Annotated in this window: 21 protein-coding genes; 13 read left to right on the top strand and 8 right to left on the bottom strand. The window is 48.8% G+C overall.

Annotation, left to right across the window (positions count from 1 at the left end):
• Nucleotides 1–186 precede the first annotated feature (186 nt).
• Together EKM87_RS04135 and EKM87_RS04130 are read left to right on the top strand one after the other, a co-directional pair.
• Complete coding sequence (locus EKM87_RS04135) at nt 187–816, top strand: DNA-3-methyladenine glycosylase (RefSeq protein WP_125682145.1); 630 nt, start codon at nt 187–189, stop codon at nt 814–816.
• A gap of 61 nt (nt 817–877) precedes the next feature.
• The gene (locus tag EKM87_RS04130; protein ID WP_125682143.1) at nt 878–1,732 is read left to right on the top strand and encodes a helix-turn-helix domain-containing protein; all 855 of its coding nucleotides are present in this window, start codon (nt 878–880) and stop codon (nt 1,730–1,732) included.
• A 71-nt stretch (nt 1,733–1,803) separates the two neighbouring features.
• Here EKM87_RS04130 and EKM87_RS04125 read toward each other — a convergent pair whose 3' ends face one another.
• From EKM87_RS04125 to EKM87_RS12370, 3 genes are all read right to left on the bottom strand, one after another.
• Nucleotides 1,804–2,520: a demethylmenaquinone methyltransferase gene (locus tag EKM87_RS04125; protein WP_125682141.1), complete on the bottom strand. Its 717-nt coding sequence runs from the start codon at nt 2,518–2,520 to the stop codon at nt 1,804–1,806.
• Nucleotides 2,521–2,544: 24 nt separating this feature from the next.
• Complete coding sequence (gene map / locus EKM87_RS04120; RefSeq protein WP_125682139.1) at nt 2,545–3,339, bottom strand: type I methionyl aminopeptidase; 795 nt, start codon at nt 3,337–3,339, stop codon at nt 2,545–2,547.
• A gap of 125 nt (nt 3,340–3,464) precedes the next feature.
• Nucleotides 3,465–3,641 carry a hypothetical protein gene (locus EKM87_RS12370; RefSeq protein WP_164506427.1) on the bottom strand — a complete coding sequence of 59 codons (177 nt, stop codon included), beginning with the start codon at nt 3,639–3,641 and terminating at the stop codon, nt 3,465–3,467.
• Between the two features lie 197 nt (nt 3,642–3,838).
• Between EKM87_RS12370 and EKM87_RS04115 the strand changes: the two genes are divergently transcribed.
• On the top strand, nt 3,839–5,248 hold the full coding sequence (locus EKM87_RS04115; RefSeq protein WP_125682137.1) for an MFS transporter: 1,410 nt from the start codon (nt 3,839–3,841) through the stop codon (nt 5,246–5,248).
• Between the two features lie 1,063 nt (nt 5,249–6,311).
• Here EKM87_RS04115 and EKM87_RS04110 read toward each other — a convergent pair.
• Complete coding sequence (locus tag EKM87_RS04110; RefSeq protein ID WP_125682135.1) at nt 6,312–7,130, bottom strand: SDR family NAD(P)-dependent oxidoreductase; 819 nt, start codon at nt 7,128–7,130, stop codon at nt 6,312–6,314.
• A 27-nt stretch (nt 7,131–7,157) separates the two neighbouring features.
• Nucleotides 7,158–7,997 carry a quinate/shikimate dehydrogenase gene (locus EKM87_RS04105; RefSeq protein WP_125682133.1) on the bottom strand — a complete coding sequence of 280 codons (840 nt, stop codon included), beginning with the start codon at nt 7,995–7,997 and terminating at the stop codon, nt 7,158–7,160.
• Between the two features lie 160 nt (nt 7,998–8,157).
• On the opposite strand from EKM87_RS04105, the gene EKM87_RS04100 reads away from it, so the two are divergent.
• From EKM87_RS04100 to EKM87_RS04090, 3 genes are all read left to right on the top strand, one after another.
• Entirely contained in the window at nt 8,158–8,406 is a 249-nt protein-coding gene (locus tag EKM87_RS04100; RefSeq protein ID WP_164506426.1) for a LysR family transcriptional regulator, read from the top strand.
• Entirely contained in the window at nt 8,400–9,047 is a 648-nt protein-coding gene (locus tag EKM87_RS04095) for a LysR family transcriptional regulator substrate-binding protein (protein WP_125682129.1), read from the top strand. Before EKM87_RS04100 ends, EKM87_RS04095 begins: the two co-directional genes overlap by 7 nt.
• 70 nt (nt 9,048–9,117) lie before the next feature.
• Nucleotides 9,118–10,836: a phosphoenolpyruvate carboxykinase (ATP) gene (locus tag EKM87_RS04090; RefSeq protein ID WP_125682127.1), complete on the top strand. Its 1,719-nt coding sequence runs from the start codon at nt 9,118–9,120 to the stop codon at nt 10,834–10,836.
• A gap of 690 nt (nt 10,837–11,526) precedes the next feature.
• On the opposite strand, the gene EKM87_RS04085 is transcribed toward EKM87_RS04090, so the two are convergent.
• From EKM87_RS04085 to EKM87_RS04075, 3 genes are read right to left on the bottom strand one after another with little or no spacing between them, the layout of a single operon-like run.
• Nucleotides 11,527–12,492, bottom strand: coding sequence for an electron transfer flavoprotein subunit alpha/FixB family protein (locus EKM87_RS04085; RefSeq protein WP_125682125.1), 966 nt, complete (start codon nt 12,490–12,492; stop codon nt 11,527–11,529).
• 13 nt (nt 12,493–12,505) lie between these two features.
• Entirely contained in the window at nt 12,506–13,294 is a 789-nt protein-coding gene (locus EKM87_RS04080) for an electron transfer flavoprotein subunit beta/FixA family protein (protein ID WP_125682123.1), read from the bottom strand.
• Between the two features lie 11 nt (nt 13,295–13,305).
• Nucleotides 13,306–14,427, bottom strand: a complete 1,122-nt coding sequence (locus EKM87_RS04075; RefSeq protein ID WP_125682121.1) for an acyl-CoA dehydrogenase family protein — start codon at nt 14,425–14,427, stop codon at nt 13,306–13,308.
• Nucleotides 14,428–14,686: 259 nt separating this feature from the next.
• Between EKM87_RS04075 and EKM87_RS04070 the strand changes: the two genes are divergently transcribed.
• The 7 genes from EKM87_RS04070 to galE all read left to right on the top strand — a co-directional run bounded on the left by EKM87_RS04070 (nt 14,687) and on the right by galE (nt 22,917).
• Nucleotides 14,687–15,709 carry an aldose epimerase family protein gene (locus EKM87_RS04070; RefSeq protein ID WP_125682119.1) on the top strand — a complete coding sequence of 341 codons (1,023 nt, stop codon included), beginning with the start codon at nt 14,687–14,689 and terminating at the stop codon, nt 15,707–15,709.
• Between the two features lie 12 nt (nt 15,710–15,721).
• Nucleotides 15,722–17,455, top strand: coding sequence for a phospho-sugar mutase (locus tag EKM87_RS04065; RefSeq protein ID WP_125682117.1), 1,734 nt, complete (start codon nt 15,722–15,724; stop codon nt 17,453–17,455).
• Between the two features lie 379 nt (nt 17,456–17,834).
• Nucleotides 17,835–18,080 carry a hypothetical protein gene (locus tag EKM87_RS04060; RefSeq protein WP_125682115.1) on the top strand — a complete coding sequence of 82 codons (246 nt, stop codon included), beginning with the start codon at nt 17,835–17,837 and terminating at the stop codon, nt 18,078–18,080.
• A 397-nt stretch (nt 18,081–18,477) separates the two neighbouring features.
• Nucleotides 18,478–18,726 carry a hypothetical protein gene (locus EKM87_RS04055; protein WP_125682112.1) on the top strand — a complete coding sequence of 83 codons (249 nt, stop codon included), beginning with the start codon at nt 18,478–18,480 and terminating at the stop codon, nt 18,724–18,726.
• A gap of 56 nt (nt 18,727–18,782) precedes the next feature.
• Nucleotides 18,783–20,210, top strand: a complete 1,428-nt coding sequence (locus EKM87_RS04050; RefSeq protein WP_125682284.1) for a glycoside-pentoside-hexuronide (GPH):cation symporter — start codon at nt 18,783–18,785, stop codon at nt 20,208–20,210.
• A gap of 153 nt (nt 20,211–20,363) precedes the next feature.
• A complete protein-coding gene (locus tag EKM87_RS04045; protein ID WP_125682110.1) occupies nt 20,364–21,533 on the top strand; it encodes a galactokinase in 1,170 nt (389 codons plus the stop codon).
• A gap of 376 nt (nt 21,534–21,909) precedes the next feature.
• Nucleotides 21,910–22,917 carry a UDP-glucose 4-epimerase GalE gene (gene galE / locus EKM87_RS04040; protein WP_125682108.1) on the top strand — a complete coding sequence of 336 codons (1,008 nt, stop codon included), beginning with the start codon at nt 21,910–21,912 and terminating at the stop codon, nt 22,915–22,917.

The following is a 22,917-nucleotide window of genomic DNA, read 5'->3' as shown; positions in this document are numbered from 1 at the left end:
TTTTCCCGGTCTTACAGCATGGGTCGAGCTTGGAGACCCGCGGTTTTGGCGGGACTTCAAGTCGAGCCGAAAGCCCGGTATTTGGGCTGAAGGCGACCCCACAGCGACCCCACAGCGGCCCCTCCCTGGCGGCCGTAGGCGGACAATCTTGACGTATGTTAATAAACAAAGGAAGCGACTAAAACCATGACAAATGAGTTGGCAGAGTTCTACGCGGGCCGCTCTACCCCAGAGATTACGCAAGACCTGCTGGGTCACGAGTTGATCTACGGTACGCCGGCCGGCAGAATGAGCGGGTGGATCATTGAAGCGGAAGCCTATTTGGGTGAACAGGATACCGCAGCGCATGCCTTTAATGGGCGGCATACGGCCGCTAACGCTGCTTTGTATGATGCACCAGGCACCATCTACATTTACATTTTACGCGGCTACTACATGTTGGACGTGGCTACTCAGGCGGCGGGGACACCGCAAGGAATCTTGATTCGGGGAATTGAACCCCACGAAGGGTTAGACCTCATGCAGCAGCACCGTGACAAGCCAGTTCCAGATATTAGTAACGGTCCTGGCAAGCTGACAGCGGCTATCGGGTTACAATCCAAGGACCTGAACCGAACGCTACTCGGCACACATAATTTAACGATTACAGCAGAAAAGACGCGTCAACCAAAGGAAGTTGCGGCCACATCGCGGGTCGGGGTCAGTGCAGGTAGCTGGCAGGATCGACCATTACGGTTTACGGTCGCGGGAAACCCCTTTGTTTCCGGCAGTCGTAAACGCGATTGGGACCGGGATAATCACGGTTGGCAGAACTAGGCGTTGATGGGGGGATTTTGGTATAATAGCCCCATAACGTTTTAAGGGATGGCATAAGTTTATGAATATAGATATTTTTATTGAAACACGGAAGCGACTGCATTTGTCGCAAGACCAGTTGGCTAACGGTATTTGTACACAAGCAACTCTCAGTAAATTTGAACGTAACGGCAAAGTTCCTTCTTTAAAAATTCTTCTGCAACTGTGCGATCGTCTAGAATTAACGTTAAATGATCTTTTTCCGTTAAACCATGATGAAGACTCTGTTCGTTCGCAGGCGTTGGAGCAGGCTGAATTTCAATTGCTGATCGGTGAATACAAAGAGGCCGCAGCTAGCCTGAAAAAGTTAGGCAATCCAGAGACTGGTACGTTGACCTTTCAAATGCGGTTTTACTTCATTCGGGGGTATATCACGGCGCTGACCGGTGGTCCCATTGCCGACTCGCTCTACGACTTTTCACAAATTTTAAACCGATTCGATGAAGGTCATCACTCTATGTATTCCATGCTGGCTTACACTGGGATGGGGATTGCTTATAGTAATGAAGATGATGATGAACGGGCTGGTTTCTACTTCAATAAGGTTGCCGGTGAGATCCGAAATCTGAGCTTTAAGAATCGTCACAGTATTTGGCGCGCCCTGAACGTTATTTTTTACACGGGTCAATTTTATGGTCGCAATGGTGAATTGAAGAATAGTAATGACCTGTTGACCTATGGGGTTGAGGTCTGTGCGCGCTTCCACGTGACCTACTATTTAGCGCGTATCTTGTATCAGCGCGCCTTGAACCAGCAGCGGTTGCAAGGAGATCCCCACCAAATTAAGCAGGACCTCCAAGATGCTTCGGCGTTTGCCCGCTTGAACAGCAATACGAAGCTATTACAGATGATTGAAGAATTCCCATTTAATGATTAAAGAAAGCTGTTCTGGACAGCAAAAAGGTACCGAGACAATCGTCTCGATACCTTTTTTGGTTTAGCTTAGATTTAGTAAGGCTTACGGCCAAAGTGTACCGCGGCCGCACCCAAGTTGAATTGCTGATAATGAACCTGACGGAGGCCAGCATCCCGAAACATTGTAGCCAGCTCAGTCACACTCACGAATTGATGTGTCGACTGTTGCAGGTAATTGTAGGCTTGGTAATGGTGCGCCAGCTTACCCATCAAGGGCACGATGTGACCGAAGTAAACTTGCCAGCCTGTGTGAATCACTGGATTGGTTGGTTGTGAAGTCTCCAGACAAACGACCTGTCCCCCCGGCTTAACTACCCGCGTCATTTCACGTAAAACTTGGTTTGCATCCGGGACGTTACGAAGGCCGAAGCCAATCGTGACAAGATTAAAACTGTTATCTGGATAGGGGAGGTGCATGGCATCCCCCTGACGTAGCGTAATGCGGTCCGTTAAACCAGCTGCTTTAACCTTGGGACGCGCCTCACGTAACATGACGCCACTAAAGTCGAGGCCAACTACGCGTCCCGCCGGACCAACAGCATTTGCCAGCGCCAACGTCCAGTCGCCGGTGCCACAGCAGAGGTCGAGGGCGAAGTCACCCGAATGAATGGTGGTTGCGTCCATCACGCGTTGCCGCCAGAGGCGGTGAGTCCCCAGACTGATTAGATTGTTCATCTGATCATACTGGGGGGCGATACCATCAAAAGTGGCTTGCACTTGGTCTTCAGGTGTTTGATTGGTCAGGGGCATGTAGATGACCTCCTTTAGTCTGAATTATAGCAAGTATTTAGCGTCAATATCTGGGTCTTGTGACGTCAGGATCTTAGGACCATCGTCGGTGATCACCAACGTGTGTTCGTACTGAGCGGACAATGAGCCATCGGCCGTTGCGTAGTACTCCCAAGACTTGTCAGGAACTTCTTTAGAAATAATTTCCCAAGTGCCTAAGTTGATCATGGGTTCGATGGTAATCGTCATGCCAGCCCGCAAACGTAACCCACGGCCTGCTTCACCATAGTTAGGAACGTTTGGTTGTTCATGCATGGTTGGTTGAATCCCATGGCCAATCAGTTCACGGACATCGCCCATGTGTTCTTGGCCTTCCGTGTAAGCCTGAATTGCGTGACCAATGTCACCGATACGGTTACCGACAACGGCTTGGTCAATCCCCAGGTAAAGGGACTTCTTCGTAACATCCATCAGATGTTGCGCTTCGTCACTGATTTTACCAACGGCGTAAGTCCAGCAAGAGTCACTTTCAAAGCCATCTAAGTTGACGGTCATGTCAACGGCCACAATGTCGCCTTCCTTGAGCAAGAGTTCCTTGCGGGGAATGGCGTGGGCCACTTCGTCGTTAACACTGACACAGGTAGCGTACTTGTAGCCTTCAAACCCTTTTTCTGAAGGGGTGGCACCGTGTTCAGCGATGTATTTGTTGGCAAAACGTTCGATTTCCCAGGTAGAGATACCTGGCTTGATGATGTCCCGTAAGCCCTTGTGGACACCAGCTAAAACGGCACCAGATTCGGCCATTTTCTTAATTTCACGATCAGATTTAATGGTTATCAACGTGTTACCTCCTAAAAAATATGTTCACTTCTAATGTACACCTAATCAGTCATTTAGGCGACTCAGCCGAATAAGTTCGATACGGCAGGAACGACCGAACGAGAAAAGTCTCGTTCGGTCGCTGATTAGTCCGCTTTAAGCTGATTGATCTTACCGTCGTTGACCTGAGTCAAGATTCGCTTGGCCTCGGTGATCCGTGCATCGCATAAGAAGTGCATGGAATTATCCTTTTCGTCTTCGGCGCGCTTCATTTGTTCCGTGAGAAAGTCAATTTCATCTTTTAAATAAGTCACTAAGTCCATGGTCCGCCCTCAATTCTTTGCGTAGTCCGCAATAACTGGTCTTAAAGACCCAGCCACATAATAATTTCATTGTACCAAAGTTTGCGCCATAAGTAACTTGATTGAACAGGGACCAATCGGTTTACAGTCCCCGTCAAAAGGACTACGATAGAAACCAGTTGATAATGTTTCTAAAGTAGCGTGAGGGAGTGAGTGTCTTGGATTCAGAGGCAATTGATTTACAGGGGCGGCCATATAGTCATCTGGCCTTTATTTGGACGTTGTTGGCGGGGACCTTTACCATGTCGATCAGCCAGTCGTCGCTGTCGACGGCGTACCCAACGTTGATGCGGTACTTCAACGTGCCAGCGTCAACCGTTCAGTGGCTGACGACGGGATTTATGTTGGTGATGGTCGTGATGATGCCAGTCAGTCCGTGGTTGTTAAATAATATCCGATTTCCGGTGCTCTTTGTGACCGTACTAGCGTTGTTTGATGTTGGGACGTTTATTATCTACTTAGCCACCAGTTTTCCATTAATGATGCTGGGGCGGGTCATGGAAGCCATGGCGGTCGGCATCATGTTTCCGTCCTATCAGACAGTGATGCTGCGAATCACCCCAGAAGCGCAGCGAGGGAGCGTCATGGGATTTGCTGGACTGATCATGGGTTCGGCATTAGCAGTTGGTCCAATTATTTCGGGAATTGTTTTGAAATATACCAGTTGGCAGGGACTCTTCGTTGTCTTCATGATGATTATCACGATTGTGTTCTTAATTGCCATCAAAACTATTAAGGACGTCATGCCCCAGCACAAGGCCCACCTGGACTACTGGTCCGTTATCAGTAGCGTTGGTTTTATTGGGATTCTGTACGTCGTTAACCAAATCGGTAAGGCGGCAGTCAATTGGGGTGTGATGGGCGGCCTACTGGTAGTCAGTCTGCTAGCGGTAGCTTACTTCGTCTTTCGCCAATTTCACGTGGCCACGCCCTTGCTGGATCTGCGTGTGCTGAAGACAGCCAACTTTGACTTGGCCGTCTTATTGACGGGAACTTCCTACATTGCTTTAATCGTGGTTACGATTGTCTTTCCGCTATACTATCAAGAAGTCCTGGGGATTTCGCCATTTGCTTCGGGGATGGCCTTAGTTCCTGGGGCCGTGGTCCTAAGCTTGTTGAACCCGTTGACAGGGAAATTGGCTGACCGTATTGGATTTAAAGCCACCATGCTGACTGGGATGTCGATGATTGTCCTGGGCTGGTTATGGTTGGCCGTGGTTGGTGGCAAGCAGTCACTGATTGCGATGATTTTAATCGCTGCCCTGATTGAAGGGGGTAACGCGTTTGTGATGATGCCGGCCGTGACTTTGGGGGCTAATTCCTTACCGGACCAGTTGATTTCTCATGGGACCGCGGTAATTACCACGGTTCGCCAAATTTTGGGATCGACGGGGGTTGCCGTGGCAACCCTGATTTTAGCCACCGTGACGGCAGGACAGTTGAAGGTGACTTCAGCGGTTACCGCTAGCCTAGCCGGGTACCATGCGGTTTTCTGGACATTTCTAGGGGTTGCGGTTGTTGGCTGGATTTTCGCTGCCATGCTTCGTGACGGTCGGAAACAGGCGTGATACTGTCCGCCGCTAGTGGTCAGGCAGCTCCGCCTGTGGGACCGTCTAAAGCCTGTGAAGCGGTCTTTAGACTCGCCTTTAAGCCTCAAGAACCGTGAGTCTTAAAGGTCGTCCTAGTCCTGTAAGCCCCAGAAAACCACTCGGGCTAACAGGACCTTCACGGGCTACGTACCTGACCACTAGCGGCTCAGATAGTCGACGCCACTGCTTGCTTGTTAGGTGGATTGCTTGACGGTTGTCGATGGTGTTATATGATACTGAAAATAAAAATGGCTGTTGTGCGGTTGCAACAGTCATTTTTTATACTTATAAAGGGTGAAAGTTCCAAAATCATTATCAAACCAAGAATAATAAGGCATTATAGACGTGAAATTGGACCTGCGGCTGTCAGAGATTCCGCCTGCTGTGGGGAACGCCTACGGCCTGAAGATCGGTCCTTCGGCTCGGTTTGAAGCCTGGAAAAAATCACCAGTCTCCAAACACGTCCCACGCTGTAAGCCGAGAATCGGCTAACACCGTCGACACAGCTGGCTCCACCTCTGACCCCCTCCGGTTAAACGGGTTCATGGAAACTAAGCCAGCTTAAATGTCTGACTAAACATCAATACCCAATCCTTGTTGTATCAGGAATAGTGGGTGTTTCAGTGCTTTCAGCCTTCAGTTGTAAGCCGAACGTTGAAAGCATTGTATGCCAGTTGGACTTGTTGTGACAATGATAGTGGGGAAAATTAGGAAACCTTCCATTTTGGCTAAAAGTTGCTTCAATTTACCTTTCAGGAGTGGCGTGCAGATGCTCCTCAGCAGCAATCTTGCTAATGCAATCAGAGCCGGAGGTGGTCAGGGATGTAGTCCGCTGTGAAAGTGGTGTTAGCTGGCGTTTTCTCAGCCAGTTTACAGCACGGGCGACTTTGGAGACACGGGTTCTTCGTGGCTTCAAATCGAGCGAGAAGACGGGTGGTTTTCCAGTCTGAAGCGTCCCCACAGCGGGCGGAATCCCTGACCGCCGGAGTGCGACCAATTTAAGAATGCCCATGATCAATTGTAGCCAAAGAAGGCCAGGTTACTAGTGCGTTTCAGCAAAGCCACGGCGGCCACCTGGCTTGGGAATCTGGTTTTGCATCATGACGCTGAAGCCACCATCGATGGCGATACCCGCTGCGTTGATGTAGCTGGACCGGTCGCTGGCCAGAAATAGAATGGCGTTAGCGATGTCTTCGGTCGTTCCGATTCGTTTGCTGGCAGTCAATTCCTTGCGGCCATTTTCAACGGCTGGGTCGGCGTAGAAGGCTGCCGACATGGGAGTCTTGACCAGGCAAGGTTCCAGCACGTTACTCCGGATGCCAAACATGCCCCATTCAGCGGCTACTTGTTTGGAGAGCATATTCACGCCGGCCTTGCTGGTACTATAAGCGCCACTGTAGGTTTCGGGGATGTCGCTGGCCACCGTTGAAATGTGGACGAAGGTCCCGTGTTTTTGTGCAATCATTAGCTTGCCAAATTCATGGGTTACCAGATAATAGCCATTAAGGTTAACGTCGAGGACTTGTTTCCACGTTTCATAATCTAAATCCTCTAGCGGGTCGAATTTCAGAATGCCCGCCGTGTTGATCACGACATCTACGCGGCCAAACGTATCCTTTACTTGATCCACAGCGCGTTGCACGCTGGCTTCTTTCGTAACATCACAATTGACCGCTAGGCCGGCGATATGGTACGTATTAATCAGGTCAGTCACCAGGGCGGCCGTTTTTTCCTGGTCCATATCGAGTGCAACGACCGTGGCTTTTTGTTCAGCCAAAGCGTCACAAATCTTGGTGCCCATACCACCAACGGCGCCAGTAACGACACAAACTTTATCTGCTAATCCTAACCATTCTGACATGTTGAATTCCTCCTATAGATTATTTCCCTAATTCTGGGGCATATCCTGACCAGTCCAGAGTTTGAACGCCGCGGCACCTTGGTTATGTAGCATCCCTTGCCCGTTCAAAACGTGGGTGACGCCAGCTTGTTGCGCAATCCGCATGAGTTTCGTGACGCTGGGGGCGTAAACGGTATCGAAGACCGTCATGTTGGTGTGGAACCAGCTAGGATCATCGACTAAGGATTGGTCGACAAGCTGGCCCATGCCCAGCCCCGTGGCATCAGCGTACACGTCACTAGTCTGCAGGGCTTTATGAAATTGGTCCCGGTCTTCCAAGGGATAAAAAGTCGCCCGGCAATCGGTTTGGTCGTTGATGACCCGGACGATGTGTTTGGCGTTTTTGGCCGAAGCGTCGTTGATGTTAAAGACGTTCAGGGCCTTGAGGCCAGCGAGGGCGGACTGAATTGCGATGGGGGTACCGGCCCCGCCAACCCCAGCCAGTGTCATGGTTTGGCCCCGTAAGCTAACAGCGTTGTCCTGGAGGGCGGCCACGAAGCCTACACCATCGGTCGTGTAGCCGGTCAGCTCGCCACCCTGATTCACAACGGTATTGACCGCGCCAACTAATTGGGCTGTCTGGTCGAGGTGATCCAGTAAGGGAATGATGGCTTGTTTAAACGGCATGGAGATACTGGCGCCTAACATATTAAACGCACGAATCGCGTTGACGGCATCCTTCAGCCGGTCAGGTTCGACGTCAAAGGCCAAAAATCTGGCGTTGATATTAGCCTTGGCGAAGGCAGCGTTGTGCATGGCAGGTGACTGTGAATGGCCAGCAGGGTGAGCAATCAGGCCAACTAACTGTGTATGTCCATCGATTTCCATAAAATGACCTCCTATAATCAATATTTGTATTTTTAAAAAATATTAAGTATGCCTATCACCCTTAATGCTAGAAGGCTTGATGAGAAATTACCAATACTGATTGCTATTTCACCTATAGCGTGAGACTATGGATTGTGAAATAGAGAACAGAGGGATGCCAATGAATCTAAATCAACTACGGTATTTTGCGTGTGTTGGGCGGTTGGAGAGCTACACGCAGGCGGCGAATGAGCTGCGCGTTAGCCAACCGAGTCTGACCAACGCTGTTCATCGGTTGGAAACGGAACTTAACCTAACACTTTTCACGCACCAGGGTCGGCACATTACGTTGACCGCTACCGGTCGGGCGCTTTTGCAGGTGGTGCAAACTACGTTAGCCACACTCGACGATGGGGGGCGGCCGTGGTAGCGGCGGACTCGCAACAGCCCATTAAAATTCGGGTTGGCTGCATTCCCACCGTTATCGGCACGTATTTACCGAAAATCTTGCATGAATTTGAGCAAGCCCATACCCGCCAGATTACCTTTGAACTCCACAGTGTAACTACGGAGCGCGTGTTGCGGGGACTTGCGGCTAAAACATTGGATCTAGGGATTGCTGCCGTTGACGGCCGGCAACCGGGTGTCTTGTATCATCCGTTGTTGAAACAGCCCTTTATCGTGGTCGTGGCGCCTAACCATCCGTTGGCCCAGCGACGGCGACTGACATTGACCGACCTGTTGCCTTATGAGGTACTCACGTATACGCCAGATCTATTGATCGGTCAGAAGGTGCAGCGAACGTTGATGCGACGCGGGTTAGGTGATCAATTGAATTTGACGGCCGTTTATCCTGATGAAATTTCAATTGCGGGGATGGTCCAGTCGTCGTCGTCGACGGCGGTTGGGCTGGTGGCTGATACCCTTTACCTTGAGGCGTTTGATTTGGTGAAGATTCCCGTGGCGGTGCCAGAAGACCTCCGGGTGATTTACGCCATGTATCAGGCGGACAATCCGCAGCACGCTTATTTAGCCGAACTCTTCAATTTATTTAGTCAGCAAAGAAAATAAAATGTTGCTTCCATCGAACGAGTAAGTACGCTAAAATAGCGGATAAGCTTAATCAGAAAGGGGCCTCACTATGCCAAACACAACTATGATCGATTCGCCTTCGTTCTACGCGAACCCAGACCGCAACGTTGCCGTTTTAAACTACAATGCCCACTTTATTACGAGTGTTTTTGACCTCGTAAATAGTGAGGAGTTGATTGCGTTTGTTCGTTTATTCTTGAACCAGCAGCGCGATAAGGTCCCAGTCGATGCCGACCCCGTCACAACCTTTAACCTAGCCACACCGGAAACTTATATGGACGTGGTCAAGGCCATTTTGACGGATCAGGTGACCGCGTACCAACCCTTCAAGACAGCTGAAATTTTGGCCAGCGTTGAAGATTTATACACGTATTATCGGACGTACCTACGGATCTCGCTGATGACGGCCCACGAGAATAACGTCGTTGCCAGTGAGTTCATGTCCATTGATCAGAATTTTAACGACCTAGTGATACGGTTGTACCGGGCCATCGAGGAAAAATTAAAGGGCCATGCGAACCACGTTTACCGTGAAGTCAACGCCGGAACCAACGGCACGTTGTTATTACGGGAAGTTGCGTGGCCATTGCCAACTGGCTACGAGGCCCTTAAGGACATCCACTTCATTAGTCGGATGATGTTACAGCCACCAATGATGCTCCACACCAAGAGTAATAAGCGTAAGGGACTCTTCACAGCAACGAAGACGAATCCCCTAGAAAACTTCAAGGGAACGGAACGCGACTGGCTGTGTTATCCAGCTAAGATTGGGGAGAGTCTGGCCTACATTTACTTCCATAGAGACTATTTGGCATCGGGCATTGCCCTGGCTAATCTTTTTCAGATGGCAGATACTGAAGAAATTTCGGGGCAGCAACCGGACCTCATTTTGTTGTTTGGGACACCGGGAGTGGCGAGCGATGAGCACCCAGAAAACGGTCACTACTTCTACGACCAAGCGAATGGGATTTACGTAGGGCAGATTCCTTACAACGACCAGACGACTTACTTCGGTTACATGAAGAAGATGTGTCTGACTTTGCACAACCTCCATATGATTGCTGAAAAGAAGTTGCCAATTCACGGATCGATGGTTCGCATTACTTTCGCTAACGGCCAAACGAAGACGGTGGTCTTCTTTGGAGATTCCGGTGCGGGGAAGTCTGAATCCATTGAAGCCTTGCAGGCAGTGGCTGATGATCAGATTGCCAACATTGAAACGATTTTTGATGACATGGGCAGCTTTACGTTAGAGGACGACTACTTATATGCGCAGGGCACCGAAACCGGGGCCTTTGTCCGGTTAGATGACTTGAGCAGTGAGGTAGCCTTCAACAACATGGACCGGGGAATCTATATGAATCCGGAACAAAAGAACGCGCGGGTCATCATTCCAGCAAACACCTGGCCCCGGGTCGTTGCCCACCATGAAATTGATATGTGGGTCTACGCCAACAATTATGACGATGCAATTGGGATTCACCGCTTTGAAGATCAGGCCACGGCCAAAGCCACCTTTGTCGCCGGCAAACGCTGTGCTTTAGGAACGACCGATGAAGTGGGGATGAGTACCACGTTCTTCGCCAACCCGTTTGGCCCCGTACAGGAGCAAGCGGCGACACAACCAATTATTGATGCCGTTTTCGACCGGTTATTTGCGGATGACGTCTACGTTGGTGAAATTTTCACGCATCTGGGTAGTGACAAGTCGCAGGCCAATCTCAATGCCTCCGCGCACAAATTGCTCCAAGAGTTGCTTAAACTGTAGAGCGATTTACGCACTACGGTGGCCTGGAGTTACGCTTGCTGTGGGGACGCTCCAGCCAAAGGGCGGGCTTCCCGCTCGATTTGAAGCCACGAAATTCACGTGTCTGCAAAGTCGCCCATGGCCTAGGCTAGTAAAACGCTAGCCAAAGCCATTTTCACAGCAAGCTCCACTCCAGGCCACCTCCGGCTTAGGCAGGCGGCACGAACTTAATGTTGAGGTGTTTACATTGTTCGTGGTATTTGTAGCAGATCAGTCGGTTCCAACTAGGCTTTATGGGATGTTTGTTTAAGCTGATCGGTCTATGAATATGAGGCTAGGCGTGAAAATGTTCTGACCAAGGTTGTGGATTTAAGAATTTTAAGAATTCTAGCGTTGCTCTTGTACCAGTTCCAATTGATGACGGTGGTTGTTGTTTTTATCAGTCTAAGTCGGAGGCGGCCAGGGGTGGGACCGGCTGTGAAAATGGCGTTAGCTAGTGGGTTGCTAGCTTACGGCATGGGCGACTTTGAAGACAGGTGGGCTGGACCTGGCTTCAAATCGAGCGAGAAGCCAGGTTCTCAGGCTGAAGCGTCCCCACAGCAAGGCCCACCCCTGGCCGCCGGAGCGCAAACAATTCGAAAGTTTTTACAGATGAAAAGGGATTACGCAAGCCATCAACTGGCTAGCGTAATCCCTTTAAAATTGGAAAGATTAGTTAAATTGGGCGAGTAATGCGGTCATGAATGCTTGAGCATCCCCCACGTAGCCGTAATCAGCGACATCGAAGATTGGTGCGTTGGGGTCAGAATTGACTGCCACAATCGTCTTAGCATCCTGCATCCCGACCAAGAATTGGACGGCACCACTGATTCCGAAGTTGATGATCAGCTCGGGGTGAATGGTGTTTCCACTCTGGCCGATTTGATCGTCATGAGTGAACCGGTCTTGATCGGTCAATGGCCGGGAGACCCCAATCCGTCCACCTAGCTTTTCGGCTAATTGAGTGGCGTGGTTGACCATGGCGGCACTGGCCGCACCACGGCCCAGTGCGACGACGCGACTGGCATCGCCGACCGTTGTGGCCGTGTTAACGACTGGCGTTGCCGCTGTCACTTGTAACCGAGCAACGGGGTGGAAGGTGACCGTCGTGGTCGTGATTTCGGCGGGTCCAGCAGCTTCTTCAGCAACGAAGGTGTTTGGTCGTACCGTAACCATCTGTGGTCGGCGCTCGGGGATGGTAATTTCACACATAATGTTATCCCCATAGGAAGGCTTCACGGCAATCAATGTTTCACCGTCATAGCGTAAGCCCAACGCATCGGCAGTTAACCCGGTTTGAAGCTTTGCCTGTAAACGAGGGGCGATGGAGCGACCCGTGATGGTGGCACCGAAGAGCACACCATTGGGGTGATAGGTTTCAACTAGTTGTTGAAGGGCATCGGCGTGTTCAGCGTCGGTAGCTGTTGGGAAGCGGTCATCCCGAACGACCCGTATTTCATCGGGACCGTAGGGTTTTAATTCGTCTTCCAAATGGTCCGTTGCCGCCTCCAACAGGATGACCACCGTCTTGAAGCTATCGCCGGCTAAGTCACGGGCTTTAGTGATCAATTGTTGGGTAGTGGGTTCAATGTGGTCTAAGCGGCGTTCCGCAATGACCCATAATTCTGGTTTTGACATAGCAGATTCCTCCTTAGATTAATTGACGTTCTTTCAAGGCTTTGATCAGCTGGCTGGCAGCCTCGCTTGGTGTGCCAGTGAGCGGTGTCAGTTCACGTTTGACAGGTTTCGGCGCGTAGACCTTGGTCACGACAGTCGGTGAACCTGATTGTCCCAGCCGAGTATCGTCCAAGTCGAGGTCATCATGGTGCCAAACGGTCAGCGGTTTTTCAAAGCTCAGTTGAATGTTGCGGGGCGTTGGGTAACGGGGCGTGTTCAATTCACTCCGGACGCTGACTACGGCCGGTAGTTGGGCCACTAATGTTTGCTTAGTGTCTTCGAGTAGACGTTCAGCAGTGACTTCGTTGGGACCACTCATTCGTAAGCTGGCCGCGTAGGTGATTTGTGGTTGGTTGAGAAACTCAGCCACAATGGGGCCTACCTGACCGGTATCGGCATCGACTGCTTGACGACCAAAGAGAATCAGGTCGGCGTCACCAATTTTCTTTAAGGCTTGGGCAATGACGTAACCAGTGGCCAGAGTATCGGCACCAGCAAAGGCGCGGTCGGATAGGAGGTAACCAGAGTCGGCGCCCATGGCCATACCTTCACGCACGGATTCAGCGTAGTCATCGGGGCCCATAGTTAACAGGGCCACTTCAGCGCCGGTAGTGTCCTTTAGATTCAGAGCCAATTCAACGGCATTCTTATCAAATGGATTCATCACGCCAGCTAGGCCACGACGATCCAGATTATGCGTCACTGGGTCGATCTTGACGTTGTTGGTTTCGGGAACTTGTTTAATGCAAACCACAATTTTCATGGGGGAACCTCCTATTTGTTAAATTCAGCTTTGGCGATGGCGGACCGCATCTTTTCAACGGTTCCTTCAGCGATTTCCATTGCGCGGGCATCCCGAATCAGATGTTCAACGGGATACTCCCGACTATAGCCGTAACCAGCGAGAATCTGTAGGGTGTCGTCGCCGGCACTGACTGCAGCTCGGGAACCGTGGGCCTTGGCCATGGCGGCTTCTTCGCTATATGGTTGGCCGGCCGCCTTCAATTGCGCAGCCTTTTGGTAGAGCAGCTTCGTTGTTTCCTTACGCATGGCAATGTCAGCAACCTTACGATGGGTGACCTGCAGGTCGGTCAGTGGCGTGTCGCCAGCCTTCCGTTCCTTAGCGTAGTCGGTCGCAATCTTTAAATCGTGTTCCATGATGCCTGTCAAAACGGCGCCCATCAGGATACGGGCGTCATCATGGGCAGAATCACCGATAAGACCACCATCACCAACCTTACCCAGCAAATGGTCATCATCCACAATGATATGGTCCATCACAATTTCGCCAACTGGCGTGCCTTTGAGACCGAGGAAGTCTTCCCGTTTACCAAAAGAAAAACCGGGCATGTCCTGATCAACGACGAATACGGAGAGTTCTTTAGGGGCCGTCTTAACCAGGACACAGTAGACTTGCGCCAGACCACCGTTCGTGATCATGATCTTATCACCGGTGATGACCCAGTGATCGCCCTCGCGGGTAGCGGTCGACCCGATTCCCATTGGGTTGGAACCACCACTGGCTTCCGTCATAGAAAAGGCAAAGATTCGGTCAGTGGCTGAAGGGAGCAGGGCTTTTTGCAAGGCGGGTGTCCCGTATTTCAGAATCTGATCGATTGTTTTGAAGTGACCTTCCAGGGTCACAGCCGTGCTGGCGTTACCCCGGGCAATGTGGTTTAACACATTAGCGGTGACTTCAGGTCCGAAGCCGGCGCCACCAAATTCTTGCGGTAGCATAATGCCTAAGAAACCAGTATCCGTTAGTTTTTGGATGAAACCGGCGGGAAAGTCGCCGGCCTTATCCATGGGCATATCCTGGGGACTGATTTCCCGTTCCGTGTAGTCGTCGACCATTTGTAACAGGAGCTTCTCTGCGGCAGCAGTTGTAGATGGCATAAAAAATTCCTCCTTATTCAAAACGTTATTAATTGTGTAAAATTGAACTATTCGGTATGAGTATAACTAATTATCAAATGATAAGTCCAGTGAAAACGGTTTATTTTTACATATTTTCTGATTCCAACTTTATATAATCATAATTCCAATTGTAGGTAGAATGAGTAAAACTGCTAGAAAAATTTTACTAAAACATTGGCCTTTAGAGCCCGAGTATTATACAATGAAACCGGATTCTTTTTTTGGAGGTGTGATTCACATGGAAATTACGAAGAGCTCAGCTGGGACATTAAACCAGCAAGCAGTATCAAAGTATTTATTGACGAATCAACAGGGCACGCGAGTAGCCGTTCTGACTTGGGGCGCGACGCTGCAGGAATTTAGTGTGGTTGAAGATGGTGAGAAACATAACTTAATCATGAACCGCCCTAACCTGAAGGATTACGACCATAACTCATTTTACTTATGCCAGACACTTGGCCGGGTTGCTGGCCGAATCGCTGGTGCCCAGTTTGACCTGGACGGCAAAACGGTTCACTTGGATGCCAACGAAAAGCCAAATGCCAGTCACGGGGGCCCTCACGGATTTACCTTTGTGAACTGGGACGCCACCACTAAGCAAACTGAAGACACGGCCAGTGTTGTGCTGACCCATACGGCAACTGAAGCGGAAGACAAGTATCCTGGGACAATCAAGACGACGGTGACGTTCACCTTGACTGAAGAAAATCGGTTGGACATCACGTTTGACGCCGAGAGTGACGCTGCTACGTTGTTCAATCCAACGGTCCACACTTACTTTAACGTGACCGACGATCAACACAGCCTGGACAATCAGTGGGTCAAGTTGAGCGGCGACAAGCGCTTAGTTCTGAACCAAGAAAAGATTCCAACTGGTGAAATGGTTAAGACTGCTGGTACTGGTTACGACTTCAGTCAACCTCGGACCGTTAAGGACGGGCTGACTCAGCTGAATCAGGACGGCCATGTTGAATACGATGATGCCTTTGTGGTTGTGCCTAGCAAGGATCAACCAATCGCTGAAATTGGGGATACCACAGGCCATCGTGAAGTGCAGGTTTACTCTGACCGTAATGCGCTGGTGGTCTTCACGGCGAACGTAACCGATGCTGACCGCATGGCCAAGCACGACTACAATGCCTTAGCCATGGAAGCCCAGACGTTGCCAGACGCTATTCATCACGCAGACTTCGGTGACGTGGTCTTACCAGCTAACCAACCAGTACAACACACGATCAGTTATCAATATTTACGGAAATAGGGAGAGATTAGAATGAGTTGGCAAGAAAATTATCAGGTTTGGCAACAACAACCAACCATGATTCCTTACATTAAAAACGAATTGACTGCTATTGCGGACGATGACGATGCGTTAAAGGCCGCCTTTACAGCACCCATGAGTTTTGGGACCGCTGGGATGCGTGGTGTGATGGGCCCAGGGATTGGCCAAATGAACGTTTACACCGTTCGGCAAGCAACCGAAGGGGTGGCCCGGTACTTAGACACGCTGGATGATGCCACGAAGCAACAGGGGGTCGCCATCAGTTTTGATTCCCGGTACCATTCCACTGAGTTTGCCCACGAGGCAGCTCACGTCTTAGGGGCGCACCACATTCCTAGCTTTGTTTTCGATGACATGCGGCCTACGCCTGAATTGTCATTTGCCGTTCGTCATCTGCACACGGCAATGGGAATCATGATTACTGCTAGTCACAACCCTAAGCAATACAACGGATTTAAGATCTATGGGCCAGACGGTGGTCAAATGCCACCCAAGGCTTCTGACATGATCACTGATTTTGTTCGGTCTGCTAAGGACGTCTTTGCCATTGAAGTGGCTGACGAACAGGAATTACGGGCCAACCAGACATTACAGATCATCGGCGAAAATGTTGACCAACCTTACCTGAAGAACGTTGAGAGTGTCACAATCAACGCTGACCTGGTCCACAGTGTGGGGAAGACCATGAAATTGATCTACACACCCCTGCATGGGACCGGGAAGGTCATTGGCGAACGCGCATTGCGCGGTGCTGGATTTGAAAATTTTACCATGGTTCCCGAACAAGCGATTGCCGATCCTGAATTTCCAACGGTTCCATTCCCGAACCCTGAGTTTTCTCAGGCCTTTGACATGGCGATTGCCTTAGGGAAAAAGGAAGGCGCTGACCTGTTAGTTGCGACTGACCCCGACGCTGACCGGTTAGGTGCCGCTGTTCGTCAACCCAGTGGGGATTATCAACTGTTGACGGGGAACCAAATTGCTTCTATTTTGTTGGCTTACATTTTGAAGGCTCGCAAAGCAGCTGGACAATTACCTGCTGACAGTCGGGTAGTGAAGTCCATCGTTTCTACCGAATTGGCCACCAAGATTGCGGCCGCTTACGGTGTTGAAATGAAGAACGTGCTGACTGGGTTCAAGTTTATTGCGGAACAAATCCACCAATACGAAACCAATCATGATCACACCTTCCTATTTGGTTTTGAGGAAAGTTACGGTTACTTGATCAAGCCATTCGTCCGTGACAAGGATGCCATCCAGTCAACAGTTCTATTGGCCGAAGTGGCAGCCGACTACAAGCAACGGGGGATGACTCTGTACGATGGTATCGAGGAACTCTATGCTACTTACGGCTATTTTGCTGAAAAGACGACGTTCGAAGAATTCCCTGGTGTCGATGGTGCCGACCAGATGGCTCATCTGATGAGCGAATTCAGAGAAAACGCACCAAAGTCCTTTGGCGATAGCAGCATCGACGAAGTGGAAGACTTCTCGACCAGTTTGAAGACGGCTGCAGATGGCACGACCAGTAAGATTGATCTGCCACAGTCTAACGTCTTAAAGTACTGGCTCAGCGATGGGACTTGGATCTGCATCCGGCCTTCTGGGACGGAACCTAAGGTCAAGTTCTACATTGGGACCAGTGACAAGACCGATGCCGCTGCCCAAGCTCGTTTGGCAACCTATGAACAAGCTTTGAAGACGTACGTCGATTCAGTTAAATAAAATTTGAAATAAAAGAATGAGTCAGCACGATAAATTTTTAGCGTGCTGACTCATTTTTAATTGGTTTAGAAGCTGTTCATTTTGCGAATTAAATGGCATAGCGGCTGAAATGATTAAAGCGATACCATTTGGATAGCGTCGGGCTTCATCTCGTGAAGTAATTCATTTTGAATTGACCAGCCAACAGTTACTGAGTTAAAGTGAATATTATAGAACCTATAATCCATATAAATTGAACTGAAAGTGGGGCCCAATAGGGACTTGTAATTTCTGTGAAAACTCTTTAGAATGTTTATGTGAGTTGCTTACAAGAGCAACTAGCTTGATGAAAGTTATTTAGATTGTTAAAAAACATTCAAGGGATAAGAGGTAGAGATCAATGGCTAAGAACAGTAAGAAGTTAACGTTGGACCCCGCTAAGTTTGCTGCCGCCGTGTTAGGTGGAAACGAACAACGCTCAGATGAAGAAAACAAAGTATATATCAAACGTCAATTGACGCTTTACTTGGAATCCGAACTGTTAGCGCAAGATTTCAACAACCTGGAAGAATCAGCTTTTGATATGGCTAAGTCCCAAAAGCGTGAAGAAGTCCTGTCTAAGATTATTGAACACCGTTATCACTAAGCAGTGAATGGTGCCACTTTGTTAACGAAGTGACGGGTAGATAACTGTGAAAATCAAAAAGATACCGCACGATCTTGTGCGGTATCCTTTTTGGTTTCTTTGGAAATGACTTTTCAAAACGGTTATGGCGAAAGTTAGCTTGAAAAGAGGGGATGGATGTGAAAAGGGTTTACTCGCACATTTACTAAAATTTTTATCATCGAAAAAGCAACCGGTTGCAATGTGAACACAACAGGTAACCGCGTTGTTTTAAGTGTATCAGTGAGCATTGAAAGAGGTTGCAATTTTTTACGGATGTCCTTAGAATAACAATGTAAAGCGCTTACATTTAACTAAAACGTCAGCGCAGTTTTACCGGTCTAGTTAAACTATATTGGAAGATATGAGGTGTTTATAGATGGCTGCAAAGCAGGATGACAAGATTACGTTGGATCCCGTTGAGTTTGCTTCCGCCGTATTGGGGGGCAACGCACAGAAGCCTGGTGAAGAGAATAAGTTGTACATCAAACGGCAACTGACCCTTTACTTGGAAGCAACGCTACTTGCTAAGGATTTCAATAGTCTTGAGGAATCACAATTCGATATGGCTAAGGCGCAACAGCGTGAAGCGGTTCTTTCCAAGATTATTGAACATCGTTATCACTAATGTTGTTGTGAATTAACTATCAGGGATAGAACCCGTTGAAAGGTGTGAAGGAAACAATGGTTAAGCAATATCTATCATATGCTTTAGGGGCGTTCGGACATGATGCCTTCTACGCTACACTTAATACTTATTTTGCTATTTTTGTTACTAGTGCCCTGTTCGTTGGGAACGGCGCGGCTGCTGAAGCCGGGATCGTTACCACGATGGTGGTTGTTATTCGGTTAATTGAAATTGCTTTTGACCCGATGATTGGTGGGATGGTCGATAACACCAATACGAAGTTTGGGAAATTCAAGCCCTGGATTTTAATTGGTGCCATCGTCAGCTCTGTCGGAATCATGTTGATGTTCTCCAGCCTGTTCGGTTTGGCTGACAGTAACACCTCAATCTACTTCCTGCTCTTTGGTATCGTGTTTGTCATTATGGATATCTTCTATTCATTTAAAGATATTGCCTTTTGGTCCATGTTACCTGCATTGAGTGTTGATTCTAAGGTTCGTAACAAGTTCGGGACGATTGGTCGTTTCGGTTCAACCTTGGGTTCTCAAGGGGTTATCATTGTTGTTACCCCATTAGTTATCTACTTCTCACAAACCTTCTCAGGGACTCACGGCAGTACACAGACCCGTGCCGGCTGGTTAGGTTTTGCCATCGTTATTGGGTTAGTTTCCTTCCTGGGTGCTTTAGCAACCTTCTTTGGGACTAAAGAACAAACGAGTTTAATTCGTGAAAACACTGAAAAGACCCGTTTCCGCGATGTCTTCAAAGTTATTGGTGAAAATGACCAATTGATGTGGTTAGGGTTCTCATACTTACTGTTTGCCTTAAGCTACGTTGTCACGAACTCACTGTTGATTTACTACTTCCGGTACGTTATCGGTAACGCTGCTGCTTATAGTTTGATTGGGGTAATTACCGCTATCTTAGGGATTATCTCAGTACCACTGTTCCCAATCATTGTTTCCAAGATTACTCGGAAGGGTGTCTACATTGGTGGGATTTGCATGATGTTAGTCGGTTACATTCTGTTTATGCTGGCTGGTACCAACACGATCATGATGTACATTGCCGATGCCATCTTCTTCTTCCCATACCCAATGATCTTCTTGGCCGCCTTGATGACGATCACTGATAGTGTTGAATATGGGCAATGGAAGAACGGTACACGGAATGAATCCGTTACCTTGTCTGTTCGTCCACTGATTGATAAATTGGCTGGTGCCTTCTCAACTGGGATCGTTGTTATTGCCGCCGTCCACTCAGGAATGACTGGTAACGCCAAGCCTAGCGACATCACTTCTCACGGGATGTTCGTCTTCCATTCATTCATCTTCTACATGCCAATGATCTTATTGATTGTTGCTGCCTTGATCTACCAATTCAAGATTGTACTGTCTGAAAAGAAGCATGCTGAAATTGTGCGTGAACTTGAAACGAAGTTGGAAACCGAAAAGGAAGAGGAAGAAGAATCCGAATCCAAGTAATGCGTTAATGTATCAGGGCCTCAGGTGAAAGTGCCTGAGGCTTTTATTTAAGGGCAAAGAAAGCGCTTCAAAATTAATTGACAAGGTCGCCAAAAGCGGCTATGATGATTGTAGTAAAGTTTTACTAAAAAATTTATTAAGGAGTTAATCGCCATGGATTTCGCCAGCTTAGCATCTGAATACCAAGAACAATTTAACGTCGCACCAGAACGGGTCTTCTTCTCACCAGGACGAATCAACCTGATTGGTGAATACACCGACTTCAACGGTGGTCACGTTTTCCCAGCCGCTATCAGTATGGGGACTTACGCCGCATACTCAGCACGAGACGACAAGCAATTCCGCGTTTACTCCGCAAACGTTCCTGACGCTGGCGTATTGACGTTCTCACTGGATAACTTAGCCTTTAACAAGGCTGATAACTGGGCCAACTACCTGAAGGGGATGTTGTTCGAACTAGCCAAGCAAGACTTGACCATCGATCACGGTTTTGACCTCTTCGTTCACGGGAACTTACCAGATGCTTCTGGCTTGTCCTCATCAGCTTCAATGGAAATGTTGATGGGCGAGATTCTTCGCGCCGCATATGGCATGAAGTTAGACGAAGTTGAAATGGTTAAGGTCGGCCAACAAGTTGAAAATGACTACTTCGGTTTGAACACCGGGATCATGGACCAATTTGCTATCGGTATGGGTAAGAAGGACCAAGCCATTCTGTTGGATACCAACACCATGGATTACGAATACGCACCCCTAGACTTGGGTGACAACGTCGTGGTTATCATGAACACCAAGAAGCGTCGTGAATTGACCGACTCCAAGTACAACGAACGGCGGGCACAATGTGAAGAAGCCTTACGTCGTTTGCAAACGAAGTTAGACATCAAGACGTTGGGTGACTTAAACGAAGATCAATTTGATCAAAATGCTTACCTGATCAACGATGAAACTTTGATCAAGCGTGCGCGTCACGCCGTCTTCGAAAACCAACGGACGTTGAAGGCCTTTGCCGCTCTGCAAAAGAGCGACTTAAAGAGCTTCGGTGAATTGGTCAACGCTTCTCACATTTCCTTACACTACGACTTTGAAGTTACGGGTAAGGAATTGGATACGTTGGTTGAAACCGCTTGGAAACAACCTGGTGTCTTAGGTGCCCGGATGACTGGTGCCGGTTTCGGTGGCTGTGCCATTGCTATCGTTAAGAAATCTAACGTTGAAGACTTCGAAGCTAAGGTTGGTAAGGTCTATGAAGACACTATCGGCCATCCAGCAGAATTCTACGTCGCAGAAATTGCTGACGGTCCTGCCGAATTACAAAAGTAACTTAATGGTTGTGGGTTAACATTCGCCTACGGCAGACAGAGTACCGCGCTGTGGGGCACCTCTGAAGCCTTGTAAAAAGCACAAGTCTTCAGAGCGACTTGAAACCTCGAAAAACACGAGTTTCCAAGTTCGACCCAGATTCTAAGGAAGTAAAAAACACTTCCTTAGAATCTCGACACTGCGCGGCACTCTGTCTGCCTGCGGCTAGGTTAGCCTTAACATTAAGTGATCAGGTGGCTGAGTGACGCAGGTAGTGACAGAATATGCGAGCCAGAGTGTTGGTATTGCTAGTTATGAGTTGCTTAACCAATTAACGAATAATCAGAAGTAGCGTAAAATTATTAGTGAAACAAAACATAAGAGGAGGAATTGATCAATGACAGTTTTAGTCTTAGGTGGTGCCGGTTATATCGGTTCCCATGCAGTCGATCGTTTAATTAGTAAGGGTTATGATGTGGCCGTTGTCGATAATTTGGTAACGGGACACCGGGCCGCTGTGAATAAAAAAGCGCGGTTCTACGAAGGGGACTTGCACGATCAAAAGTTCCTGAACGATGTCTTTGATAAGGAAGACATTGAAGGGGTTATGCACTTCGCTGCCTTCTCCATCGTTCCTGAATCCATGGAAAAGCCGCTGAAGTACTTTGATAACAACACTGCTGGGATGGTTTCCTTATTGGAAGTCATGAACAAGCACAACGTTAAGCGAATCGTCTTCTCTTCAACCGCTGCAACTTACGGTGAACCTAAGCAGATTCCTATCAAGGAAACCGACCCACAAATCCCAACCAATCCTTACGGTGAAAGTAAGCTGATGATGGAAAAGATTATGGGCTGGTCCGACAAGGCTTACGGCATTAAGTTCGTTGCCTTACGTTACTTCAACGTGGCTGGTGCTAAGGAAGACGGGAGCATTGGTGAAGACCACCATCCCGAAACCCACTTGGTTCCAATCATCTTACAGGTTGCCGCTGGTGAACGGAAAGAACTTTCCATCTTCGGTAGTGATTACCCAACGAAGGACGGGACTAACGTGCGGGACTACGTGCACGTCGTTGACTTGGCCGATGCCCACATTTTAGCTTTGGAATACCTGAAGGCTGGTAATGACAGCAATGCCTTCAACCTGGGCTCTTCAACTGGGTTCTCCAACAAAGAAATGTTGGAAGCCGCTCGGAAAGTTACTGGTAAGGAAATTCCTGCTAAGATGGCACCACGTCGTGCCGGTGATCCTAGCACGTTGATTGCCGCCAGTGACAAGGCCCGTGAAGTCTTGAACTGGAAGCCACAGTTTGACAACGTCGAAGACATTATTCGGACCGCTTGGAACTGGAAGCAAACGCATCCACAAGGTTACAACGATCGGACCGAGGAGACGAAGTAA

The organism is Levilactobacillus yonginensis (assembly GCF_003946265.1).
GTDB lineage: Bacteria > Bacillota > Bacilli > Lactobacillales > Lactobacillaceae > Levilactobacillus > Levilactobacillus yonginensis.
The sequence above is the reverse complement of the archived record's forward strand: the minus strand, read 5'-3'. Positions and strand labels throughout refer to the sequence as shown.